The 9,978-nt window shown below is 51.2% G+C and carries 13 protein-coding genes; 12 read left to right on the top strand and 1 reads right to left on the bottom strand.

Features of this window, described 5'->3' with window-relative positions; translation table 11 throughout:
- Position 1: 1 nt before the first annotated feature.
- The 8 genes from BM181_RS15815 (at position 2) to BM181_RS14575 (ending at position 6,287) form a co-directional block, all read left to right on the top strand.
- Positions 2-232: an IS3 family transposase gene (locus BM181_RS15815; protein ID WP_143092169.1), complete on the top strand. Its 231-nt coding sequence runs from the start codon at positions 2-4 to the stop codon at positions 230-232.
- Between the two features lie 164 nt (positions 233-396).
- A complete protein-coding gene (locus tag BM181_RS14605) occupies positions 397-2,844 on the top strand; it encodes a molybdopterin-containing oxidoreductase family protein (RefSeq protein WP_082336349.1) in 2,448 nt (815 codons plus the stop codon).
- 12 nt (positions 2,845-2,856) lie between these two features.
- Positions 2,857-3,474, top strand: a complete 618-nt coding sequence (locus tag BM181_RS14600) for a 4Fe-4S dicluster domain-containing protein (protein WP_075445839.1) — start codon at positions 2,857-2,859, stop codon at positions 3,472-3,474.
- Between the two features lie 13 nt (positions 3,475-3,487).
- Positions 3,488-4,606 carry an NrfD/PsrC family molybdoenzyme membrane anchor subunit gene (gene nrfD, locus BM181_RS14595; RefSeq protein WP_075445838.1) on the top strand — a complete coding sequence of 373 codons (1,119 nt, stop codon included), beginning with the start codon at positions 3,488-3,490 and terminating at the stop codon, positions 4,604-4,606.
- A 4-nt stretch (positions 4,607-4,610) separates the two neighbouring features.
- Positions 4,611-5,282: a TorD/DmsD family molecular chaperone gene (locus BM181_RS14590; RefSeq protein ID WP_075445837.1), complete on the top strand. Its 672-nt coding sequence runs from the start codon at positions 4,611-4,613 to the stop codon at positions 5,280-5,282.
- 17 nt (positions 5,283-5,299) lie between these two features.
- Positions 5,300-5,617: a DMT family transporter gene (locus BM181_RS14585; RefSeq protein ID WP_075445841.1), complete on the top strand. Its 318-nt coding sequence runs from the start codon at positions 5,300-5,302 to the stop codon at positions 5,615-5,617.
- Positions 5,618-5,623: 6 nt separating this feature from the next.
- Positions 5,624-5,746 (top strand): hypothetical protein, encoded by a 123-nt coding sequence (locus BM181_RS14580; RefSeq protein WP_256211396.1) that lies wholly within the window; start codon positions 5,624-5,626, stop codon positions 5,744-5,746.
- 1 nt (position 5,747) lies between these two features.
- Positions 5,748-6,287 carry a UxaA family hydrolase gene (locus BM181_RS14575; protein ID WP_075445836.1) on the top strand — a complete coding sequence of 180 codons (540 nt, stop codon included), beginning with the start codon at positions 5,748-5,750 and terminating at the stop codon, positions 6,285-6,287.
- Positions 6,288-6,320: 33 nt separating this feature from the next.
- Here BM181_RS14575 and BM181_RS14570 read toward each other — a convergent pair whose 3' ends face one another.
- The gene (locus BM181_RS14570) at positions 6,321-7,208 is read right to left on the bottom strand and encodes a LysR family transcriptional regulator (protein WP_075445835.1); all 888 of its coding nucleotides are present in this window, start codon (positions 7,206-7,208) and stop codon (positions 6,321-6,323) included.
- Between the two features lie 174 nt (positions 7,209-7,382).
- Here BM181_RS14570 and BM181_RS14565 point away from each other — a divergent pair, with 174 nt between their 5' ends.
- The 4 genes from BM181_RS14565 (at position 7,383) to BM181_RS14550 (ending at position 9,894) form a co-directional block, all read left to right on the top strand.
- The gene (locus BM181_RS14565; RefSeq protein WP_075445834.1) at positions 7,383-7,811 is read left to right on the top strand and encodes a nuclear transport factor 2 family protein; all 429 of its coding nucleotides are present in this window, start codon (positions 7,383-7,385) and stop codon (positions 7,809-7,811) included.
- A gap of 124 nt (positions 7,812-7,935) precedes the next feature.
- Entirely contained in the window at positions 7,936-8,499 is a 564-nt protein-coding gene (locus BM181_RS15685) for a DapH/DapD/GlmU-related protein (RefSeq protein ID WP_082336348.1), read from the top strand.
- Between the two features lie 22 nt (positions 8,500-8,521).
- Positions 8,522-9,040 carry a flavodoxin gene (locus BM181_RS14555; RefSeq protein ID WP_075445833.1) on the top strand — a complete coding sequence of 173 codons (519 nt, stop codon included), beginning with the start codon at positions 8,522-8,524 and terminating at the stop codon, positions 9,038-9,040.
- Between the two features lie 17 nt (positions 9,041-9,057).
- The gene (locus BM181_RS14550; protein ID WP_075445832.1) at positions 9,058-9,894 is read left to right on the top strand and encodes an SDR family oxidoreductase; all 837 of its coding nucleotides are present in this window, start codon (positions 9,058-9,060) and stop codon (positions 9,892-9,894) included.
- Positions 9,895-9,978 lie beyond the last annotated feature (84 nt).

Raw genomic sequence — 9,978 nt, 5'->3', positions numbered from 1 at the left:
TATGACACAAAGCATGTCCCGTGTAGCACATTGCCTAGACAATGGCCCCATGGAAGGCTTCTGGGGTATCTTGAAGCGCGAGATGTACTACAGGCGCAGATTTACTTCCCGGCAAGAGTTGGTTGAGTCAATTGAGGAATATATAAGATATTACACTTATGACAGACCACAGCGTCATTTAGGCATACGAACCCCAAGTGAGTACCACGAAAAACTGGTTGGAGCTGCATGAAAAAAGCTGCTCGCATTAGTTGCGAGCAGCAATGAATATTTTTATTTTTTTACCTGTCCACTTGACGGGGAGCACACCATTAGTAGTGTCTCCTGGGCTTTTTGCTTTTCTTTATGGAAAAAGGATAAAAGTGTGTGTTGTATTTTGTGGAAAGGGTGAACAACATGGTGGAGAGCAAAAATTTATGCAGGGGGAAGATTCCCCGCCGTACGTTTCTGAAGGGGTCGGCAGCGATGCTGGCCTTGGGGGCGGCCTGGCTGGAGGGAGGCTTTTGGCTGTCTAAGGTTACAGCAGATCCGGGAAAAACAGCCAACGAGGAAGTCATTACCTACGGTGTCTGTCGGGGGGATTGTTTGGGACATTGCCCCATGCGCGTCCATGTACGGGACGGTCATCTGGTGAAAACCTCCAAGCTTTCTCATCCCATTCCTGAATTTGAACGTATTTGCCAGCGGGGGCTGACCCATGTGCAGCGTATTTATGCACCTGACCGCCTGCTGCATCCGCTGCGGCGTGCTGGCAAGCGTGGGGAAGGAAAATGGGAACAGATTACCTGGGAAGAAGCTATTGCGGAAATCTGTACGAAGTGGAAGTCCTATCAGCAGGAATTTGGCCCGGAAAGTATCGCTTTTTCCGATTGTGCCGGAAACTCTGCCATTGATTCCCGCCCGTATACCAAGCGGCTGTTTAACCTGATGGGCTCTGTCCGCATTGACAATTCCTTCGACAATTCATTCTTCTCCGGTATTATTGACAGCGTAGGAGAAAGCTCCTGGTCTGTGGGGGATGATGAGCGGAATCTTTTGTCGGCAAAATATATCTTTGCCTGGGGCAGCAACCTTACCGAGGCGGGCCATGTTCACTATGCCTTTATCAATAAAGCTAAGGATTTGGGGGCCAAGCTCATCGTCATTGATCCTAATTATACCATTGCCGCCAGCAAGGCGGATAAGTTCGTGCCCATTCGCCCTGGCACGGATGCAGTGCTGGCTATGTCCATGCTGCATGTGGCCATCGCAGAAAAGCTTACGGATAAGGAAATGTTGGAGCGCGGCACGGTAGCACCGTTTCTGGTCAAGGAAAGCGATGGGATGTTCTTGCGGCTAAGTGACCTGGGACGGGCCGAGAAGGGCGCAGCAGATGCCATCGTTGTGCGGGGGGCAGACGGCCAGATTGGGCTTCCGTCAGAGATTGCAGTGCCGGTGCTGCAGGGCACCTTCGAGGTGCAGGGGCATAGGGTGACAACTGCCTATGACCTTTTGGTAGAGAGGGTGCAGGAATGGACGCCGGAACGGGCTGCAGAAATCTGTGACATTCCCGCCGCTACCATCCGGGAGCTGGCCCGTATGTACGCCAAAGGGCCGACTACGCTATGCGCCGGATATGGGCCGGATCACTATGCCAACGGGCAGCAGTTCTATTATGCGGTCATGGCACTGGTGCTGGCTACGGGACAGATCGGCAGGCCGGGCGCGGGGCTGAATGGGCATGCGATGTCCAGTTTCCTGGAAAATTATGCCGATATTGATGACATTGTCACTCCGCCGGATGGCAAGCAAGGCCCGGTTATCAATGCACCGCTGGTACCGGAAGCTATCAAGGCAGGAAAATATGGGGATATGCCCCTGAATATCAAGAGCCTTTATGTCTATGACCAGAATCTTTTGGGCAACCAGACCCACAGGACTGCCTGGCTGGAGGCATTGGAGCATATTGACCTCTTTGTGGTGGCAGATGTGACCATGAACGACACTTCCCGCTATGCGGACATCGTGCTGCCGGTAGCCCATTACTTCGAGACGGATACCTACGATATGAGTTATTCCGGCGTGGCGGTTTACAATGCCAAGGCAGTGGAGCCGTTAGGCGAAGCCAAGGGCGATTTTGAGATCGTGAATATGCTGGGCTGCGGCATGGGCATGGCCGATAAATTCTCCCTGAGCCGGGACGAATTTTTCCGCAAGGCCTTGGACAATGAGAAGGCCAGAGCCGTGGGACTTTCCTGGGAAAAATTGAAGCAGGAAGGGTACATCTACACGCTGAAGCCGGAAACGCCCATCTACATGCATGGGGCGAAATATGAGTTCCCCACAGATACCAAGCGAGGGGAATTCTATCGCGAAAATGTTGCTCCGGTTGCGGATGTAGGGAAAGCGTTTGACAAGAAACGGGAAGCTCTGCCCTGCTGGAACCCGCCCTATGAGGCTTGGCAGGTAGATGTGCCGGGCTTTCCCCGGAGTGAAGCGGCGGCAAAATATCCGCTGGTTTTCACATCGAAGCGTCCGAAGTTCCGGGTGCACACCCAGTATTCCAGCAATCCCTGGTTGCTGGAACTATGGAAGGAGCCGGTGGTCACCTTCCATCCCCATGATGCAGAGAAACGGGGCATCCGCACCGGTGATGTAGTGAAAATCTTCAATGACCGGGGCTATGTGGTGGTAAAGGCCGCTATCAACCCGGCCAACCGTCCGGGGGTGCTGGTCATCGACCACGGCTGGCAGAAGGATGATTTCATTGACGGACATTATTCGGATTTAAGCTCCAATAAGAGCGATGTGATGGTAACCAACAATGCGTTTTTCGATTGTGTTGTGGAAGCCGTGAAACAGTAAGGAGGGCTTATTATGTATATGGGAATGGTCATAGACCTGAAAAAATGTATTGGCTGCCATAGCTGCGCGGTGGCCTGCAAACTCAACAACAACCTGCCGGATGGCATGTGGTGGAACCGCATCCTGACCAAGGGCGGGGAAACCATGGACACAGCTTCGGGAACATATCCCGACAAGCTGAATCTCATGCACCTGCCCGTGAATTGCCAGCATTGTGAGGATGCGCCCTGTGTCAAGGCCTGTCCTGTGGGAGCTTCCTACAAAGCTGATGATGGCACGGTGCAGATTGATTATGACAAGTGCATTGGCTGCCGCATGTGCATGGCAGCTTGCCCTTACGATGCCAGAAGTTTTAATTGGAAAGAGCCGGAATATCCCGTCGACCATGCCGTAGGGGAGGCCGATGCGCCTAAACATCAGGGGCATATTGTGGAAAAATGCACGTTTTGCAAGAACCGGCGGGAGCGGGGAGAGGTTCCTGCCTGCATGGAGCTTTGCCTGGGGCGGGCGCGTTACTGGGGCGATCTGGACGACCCAGAATCTGACGCAGCCAAGGCTATGCGGGGGCGTAAAACCATGCGCCTGTTGGAAGAAAAGGGCACGAAGCCCTCGGTGTATTATTTGCTTTAAGGGGGGAGAAGAGATGAAGAAGACATTGGCGGCTTTGATAGTCCTGGCACTGGTGGGAGGATTTTCCTGGCTCTTGCAGCTTGTCTATGGCGCAGGAATCACCAACATGAACAATTTTGTCCCCTGGGGACTTTATATTGTTGGGTTTATGATCTTTACCGGGGTGGCTGCCGGTTCCCTGATGCTTGCGGGAGCGGCCTGGCTGTTTGATTCTTTGGCAGGTTATCGGCCTTATACGAAAATCATCACTTTTCTCGGCGTTTTCTGCGGTCTGGTGGGCGCAGGCCTGTTCATTTTTGTCGATTTGGGCAATCCGCAGCGGGGCATATATATGCTGCTGTCACCGAATCTTTCATCGCCTCAGGTCTGGGATGCAGGCATCCTCTCTCTCTACGGCCTGACCGGCAGCCTGCTCATGTACAAATTATGGATGGTTTCCCAGGGGAAAGCTGTGGCTGCTGATATGAAAAACATTTCCCGTCTGGCCATCGGTGCCGGGCTGCTGGTCATTGTGACCTCCTTTGCCTTTGTGCTGCTGGTATCTTCTCCCGCCTGGAACAATCCGGGAGAGCCTGTATCCTTCCTGTTTGCGGCAGTTATTGCGGCTTTGGCCGTGCTGATGCTGGCCCTTTCCCATCTCCAAAAAGTTGCTTACTGCGCGGTGCCGGAGCCTTTGGTCAGCCGGATGGGATACGTTGCCTCGCTTCTTCTGGCATTGGAGTTGATTTTTCTGGTGGGGGAAGCCTGCATTGGCTTCTATGCACCTTATGGCGAAGAAGCAGAGACGGTTTTTTGGCAGCTCACGGGCAAAGGTGCTGCCTTTTACTGGGCAGAAATTCTCGCCATCCTCATGGGCTGCATGGCGTTGGCGCGCTCAAAGGTAAAGGCGGGCAGCTGGCTGGCCCTGTTGGCGGTATTTCTCATCAAGTATAACCTGTTGCAGTCCCAGCAGCTCAATCCGTTATTGCCTTTTGCCGGGCCATCTGTTTACAATCCGCCAGCTCTGGGCGTATATATCCCTTCCTTGCCTGAAGTTGGCACTGCTTTGGGAATTGTAGCTGTGGCCTGTATTATGGGCATCATAGGGCTGGCAAAATTCAAATCCTTTTTTGCTCCCCGAGAAGAGGTGTGAGCGCATGGCTGAACGCAAGGAACAATTTGCGAGGCTGGCGGCAGTTTCTGATCTGGCACGCATCCTGTCCCTATTCCTGTATCTGCCCAAGCGGGAATTGGCCGCGGGGATAGCAGACGGCAGCTTGCGGCAGGATGTGCAGGAAATCATTTGTGAATTAGGCTGGCAGGATTTTGACGACAGCCTGCTGGGGTCATTGGCCGCAGGGCAGGCGTATGCCGACGAGGGAATCCTTTCCTCCCTGCGGCAGGAATACACAAGGCTGTTCACCCACCCGGAAAGTCCGCAGCTATATATCTATGAATCCTTGTTCCGTTATTATGCAGAGGGAGAGCAGGGAGAAAGGCCGCTATTGGGAATCAGCCCGGCGGCATTGGATGCACTGCGCCAATATCAGCAGGCTGGTTTCCGGCCTTCCTGTACGGCCAATGAGTCAGCTGACCATATGGGCTGCGAGCTGGAGTTCGTGTCCTTTCTCTGCTTTAAGCTGGCCCGGCAGGCATGGGCAGAAGCAGAAAATCATGCCGGGCAAAAACAACTGCCAGCATTTGTAAAGCTTCATCTGGGCCGCTGGGGCAAGGATTTCTTTCAGGTATTGGCGAATAAGGCTAAGTATCCGGCCTACCAAATAATTGGCCAGCTGGGCATGCGTCTTAGCGAGGAAATTGAACTTTGAACAAGGGAGGGGGACTTGTGCAATGGGGTTATCTGCTGGTGGCAGGATTATTTGAGGTAATCTGGGCGGTAGGCATGAAGCTGTCCCATGGCTTTTCGGAGGTTTTTCCCAGCATTGTAACAATCATCGGCACGATTGCCAGTTATCTGTTTCTGGCAATGGCCTTGAAGCATCTGCCACTGGCTACCACTTACGCAATCTGGACGGGTATAGGTATCGTGGGCACATTTTTTATGGGCATCTATGCCCTGCATGAACCCATTACCATATTGCAGGGTCTGTGTGTGATCATGATTGTTATAGGCATTGCCGGACTCAGATTGTTAGGACATTAAAGATGCATGTTATTTATCGGGGAAACTTTGCGGGATATCCCGCAGGGCGGCTGGGTATCGCATGAGAATATCCGCAGTATTCCCCGGGATTATGCCAGTGAGTATGTAATGGGCAAGGAGGGCAAATGATATGGAATTTTACGGTTACAGACGCAAAGAAGGCCGTCCCGGCATCCGCAATCATATCCTGATCCTGCCCGCTTGTGCCTGCGGCAGTGAGTCCTGCCGGGTGGTGGCGAGCCAGGTGCGGGGCGCGGTGAATATTGTTTTTAACACCGGCTGCAGTGACGTGGCGGCCAATACGGCAATGAGCCAGAAGGTGCTCACGGGTTTTGCGCTGAATCCCAACGTCTACGGCGTAGTCATCATCGGTCTGGGCTGCGAAACCGTACCCCATGCCCAGTTGCGGGAAACCACGGGCAGGGGAACGCCTACGGGCAATGCCATTGTGCCAGTGCTCAAAGTGACTGCCAATGAGCATACTTATAGTTGGATGGAAGATAATATGGACGTGGATCTATCGGGCATTATCCGTGGTGAGCAGACCATTGAGGAAAGCGGTGGGATGCTGCTGGAAAAGCTCCATGAGATAGCAAACGGAAAACTCACCAAAGCGGAAGCCTATGGCTTTTCGGATATTGCGGTTGATCATGTGTGCAGATTTGTGTAATTGGCGTAAGGGCGAAGCATATAGAAAATGCTGTCAGACCTTGAAATCCGGCTGGTCACGGTAGAAGTGCTGCAAAAGCTCAATAAAGGCGTGCAGGGATTGGCGCTTGTCGTTTTTATGCGTGTAAACGCCGCAGGGAATGACGACATTGCTGTCAAAGTCGAGCCAGGCAAATTCGCCGTTATGGTCATTTAAGAACCCCGGTGCCAGACATACGCCTTTGTGGGCAGCTACGTTGGTCAGGGTATTGTCATGGTCGGGACTGTTGAAATAATCCACATGGATTTCGCTGATCATGCGCTGCTGCAGGGCACGCAGCATGGGCGGGGAGCCGCCGCCTACCATAAGTGTACGACCTTTTAAGTCGCTGGGCGTAACCAGCGGCTTTTTTGTCAGGGCGTCATTTTTCTCGGTAATCAGGTAGATGTGACTGTCAAAAAGATGGTGACAGGTCACATCCGGTACGCGCTTCATCGTGTATTCCATGGCAAAGGTCACGTCCTGTTCGCCTTGCAGGAAGGATTCCTGTCCGTGCTGCCAGTCAAAACTGGGAATGACATTGACCGTAGGAAAACTGCGGCTGAATTGCGCAATGACCTGTGGCAGAAAGTAAATGGCGGAACGAATCGGCAGCGTTATGCGGATGCTTTCGACATATTTGGCACTGAAATTCTGCCCCTGCTCAATGGCCTCCTTCAGCTGGCCGTAAAGTGTGCGCAAGGTGCCGACAAACTGAGCCCCTGCCGGTGTGAGCATAGCCCCTTTGCCGGAGCGTTCAAAGAGGGCAAAACCAATCTCGTTTTCCACAGCCTTTATCTGATAGGTCAGTGTGGGCTGCGAGATAAAGAGATTTTCGGCTGCGCGGTTGAAATTCAGCACCTGTGCCAGCTCCAGGATATATTCCATTTGCTTGGTGTTCATCGGTGAGGCCTCCTTTGTTTCTATTTGCAGTATAGCGGTTGGCCTTCGAAATTGCAACGGTTTAATAGGAAAATTAAATTGATAATCTAAACTTACAATTGGATATTCTGATATAACATCGCTATAATGAAATCAACAAAAGGAAATGCAGATACGCTGAAAGGGGAATGTTAAATGTCACTGGAGATTTTAGAAGCAAAAGAAGCGATTCGCGAGGTTATTGACGGTTTTGCCAATCTGGAGTGTAATGTGCCGGCGCAGATGGTTTATTTTACCGAAGATGTTCATGTCATGGTCTATATGGGCGATAAGCTCACGATGGATATTCATGGACGTGATACGCTGGAAAAACAGTTCAGCGCCTTTACCGGCGGTATCAAAGCATCGCACCATCAAAATGGCCAGCAGGTCATTACGGTAGATGGCGATACGGCCACTGATGTGCATTACTGCCGGGCGGCCCTCGTGATGGAAGAAAACGGCCATACTGTGGTGTCGGATAACTACATCCGCTATACGGATAAGCTCGTGAAACAGGATGGCAAATGGCTCATCAAAGAGCGTGAGCAGCATTTTGTCATTACGAAGAAACAAGCACTGTGATTTATCGTAAATAACTTATGGCCGCGAAAGGCTCGCTTAAAAAGCCGCGTGAGGCAATAAGCTATTATACAGACGGTACTGGTGCTTTGTCACGAGTACCGTCCTTTTTATGGAGGAAAAATTTATGCCTATAAATGTATTTGAAGAAATGCGCAAGGGCGCAGCATATGATATCCGGCAGGAAGATTATGTGGAGCAGGTGCATAGTGAACTCAACCGCTGTGCCAGTCTGTGTCAGGAAATCAATGCTACCGATGTAAATGACAAAGAAAGCATCTTGAAACAGGAAAAGGAGCTCCTGTCTAATACTGAATTTACGGATTCGTATTTTACGCCGCCTTTTCAGATTGACTGTGGCAACCGGGTGTTTGTGGGCAAAAATGTCTTTGCCAATCATAATCTGACCATGATGTCTCTGGGCACCATTACGATTGAAGATGGGGTTATGTTGGGACCGGAAGTAGGGCTGTTTACCGTCAATCATGAACCGAAAAATATCCGTACGGTCATGACCAAAGAAATCCATATCAAGAAAAATGCCTGGATTGGCGCCAGAGTCAGCATTTTGCCCGGTGTAACCATTGGGGAAAATGCGATTGTCGGTACTGGGGCCGTGGTCACCAAAGATGTTCCCGATAATTGTATGGCTGTCGGCGTGCCGGCAAAGGTCGTTAAGAAATTAGATTAAATTTATGAGAGGGGCAACGAACATGGCCAAGACATTGGTAATCTATTATTCCCGCAAAGGGCAGAATTATCTAAACGGCAGTATTGTGGATTTACCCAAAGGCAATACGGAAATTGTGGCTGAGTTTATCCAAAAGGCAGTAGGCGCGGATTTATTCGAGGTAGAAACGAAAAAGTCCTATGCGATTGACTATACGCAGTGTACGATTGAAGCCAAAGAAGAATTGCGCAACAATGACCGCCCGGAATTGGTGAAAATGCTGGATTCGGTGGCAGAATATGACAATATTGTTGTGGCCGGCCCGTGCTGGTGGGGAACTTATCCTGTGGCAGTATTCACCCAGCTGGAAGCACTGGATTTCACCAGTAAAAAGGTGTTCCCTGTGATGACGCATGAGGGCAGTGGCATTGCCGGGGCTCCTGCGGCATTAAAGAAGTATTGTCAGGGAGCCGTGGTCGGTGAAGGGCTGGCTATACAGGGGGGAGCCGCCACAGGCTCTGAAGCAAAAGTGGCTGCCTGGGCAAAGAAAAATCTTGCATAAGAAGGGGGGCAGAGAAAATGAGTAAAGAGGTTATGATTGTCACCGGTGCCGGGCAGATTTCGATGGCTATTGCTCGCCGCATGGGCTATGGCAAGAAGATTATTCTTGGGGATAAAAACGAAAACAATGCACAGGCGGTTGCTGAAATCATGAATCAGGCAGGCTTTGATGTGGAGCCGTTTGTGATGGATATGTCTTCGCGGAATTCCATTCAGGCTATGGTGCAAAAAGCAACGGAATATGGTGAAGTGAAGTATTTGATTTGCGGAGCAGGTGTTTCGCCGTCACAGGCACCGATTGAAGTGATCTTGCAGGTTGACCTCTATGGGACGGCAGTATTGATGGAAGAAGTTGGTAAAGTTATCGCTGAGGGCGGCGCAGGTGTAATTATCTCCAGTCAGTCCGGTCATCGCCTGCCGGCGCTCACGCCGGAGCAGGACAGGGCGCTGGCGATGACGCCGACAGAGGAACTGTTGAAACTTGACTTTTTACAGCCGAAAAAGATAAAGGATACTTTGCATGCCTATCAGCTGGCCAAACGCTGTAATGAAAAGCGCACGATGTATGAAGCTGTCCGTTGGGGCGAACGTGGTGCAAGGATAAATGATATTGCGCCCGGAATTATCGTTACCCCTTTGGCGATTGATGAGTTCAATGGTCCGCGTGGTGATTTTTACAAGAATATGTTTGCCCAATGCCCGGCAGGCCGCCCAGGCACTGCTGATGAAGTAGCTGATGTAGCAGAGCTTTTGATGAGCGAACGGGCGCAGTTTATCACGGGTTCAACATATTTGGTAGATGGTGGTGCAACAGCCGCTTATTATTATGGGCCGTTGCAGCCAAAAATAAATTGAGTATGAAAAAGTCTCTATAATTTGATATGTAGTGACCCCATAAAGTTAGACCTTACCGGTAGTAGCAATTATTTGCTGCTACCG

This window comes from Pseudoselenomonas ruminantium (genome assembly GCF_900113715.1).
Lineage (GTDB): Bacteria > Bacillota > Negativicutes > Selenomonadales > Selenomonadaceae > Selenomonas_A > Selenomonas_A caprae.
Note: the sequence above shows the minus strand (reverse complement) of the source record. Positions and strands in the feature narration are given on the sequence as shown.

What these genes read in the sequence shown, in the direction of transcription:
- BM181_RS14580 (WP_256211396.1), top strand. Translation starts at nt 5,624, where the DNA reads ATGTTATTTATCGGGGAAACTTTGCGGGATATCCCGCAGGGCGGCTGG.
- BM181_RS14590 (WP_075445837.1), top strand. Translation starts at nt 4,611, where the DNA reads ATGGCTGAACGCAAGGAACAATTTGCGAGGCTGGCGGCAGTTTCTGAT.
- BM181_RS14550 (WP_075445832.1), top strand. Translation starts at nt 9,058, where the DNA reads ATGAGTAAAGAGGTTATGATTGTCACCGGTGCCGGGCAGATTTCGATG.
- nrfD (WP_075445838.1), top strand. Translation starts at nt 3,488, where the DNA reads ATGAAGAAGACATTGGCGGCTTTGATAGTCCTGGCACTGGTGGGAGGA.
- BM181_RS14575 (WP_075445836.1), top strand. Translation starts at nt 5,748, where the DNA reads ATGGAATTTTACGGTTACAGACGCAAAGAAGGCCGTCCCGGCATCCGC.
- BM181_RS14600 (WP_075445839.1), top strand. Translation starts at nt 2,857, where the DNA reads ATGTATATGGGAATGGTCATAGACCTGAAAAAATGTATTGGCTGCCAT.
- BM181_RS15685 (WP_082336348.1), top strand. Translation starts at nt 7,936, where the DNA reads ATGCCTATAAATGTATTTGAAGAAATGCGCAAGGGCGCAGCATATGAT.
- BM181_RS14605 (WP_082336349.1), top strand. Translation starts at nt 397, where the DNA reads ATGGTGGAGAGCAAAAATTTATGCAGGGGGAAGATTCCCCGCCGTACG.
- BM181_RS14555 (WP_075445833.1), top strand. Translation starts at nt 8,522, where the DNA reads ATGGCCAAGACATTGGTAATCTATTATTCCCGCAAAGGGCAGAATTAT.
- BM181_RS14570 (WP_075445835.1), bottom strand. Translation starts at nt 7,208, where the DNA reads ATGAACACCAAGCAAATGGAATATATCCTGGAGCTGGCACAGGTGCTG.
- BM181_RS15815 (WP_143092169.1), top strand. Translation starts at nt 2, where the DNA reads ATGACACAAAGCATGTCCCGTGTAGCACATTGCCTAGACAATGGCCCC.
- BM181_RS14565 (WP_075445834.1), top strand. Translation starts at nt 7,383, where the DNA reads ATGTCACTGGAGATTTTAGAAGCAAAAGAAGCGATTCGCGAGGTTATT.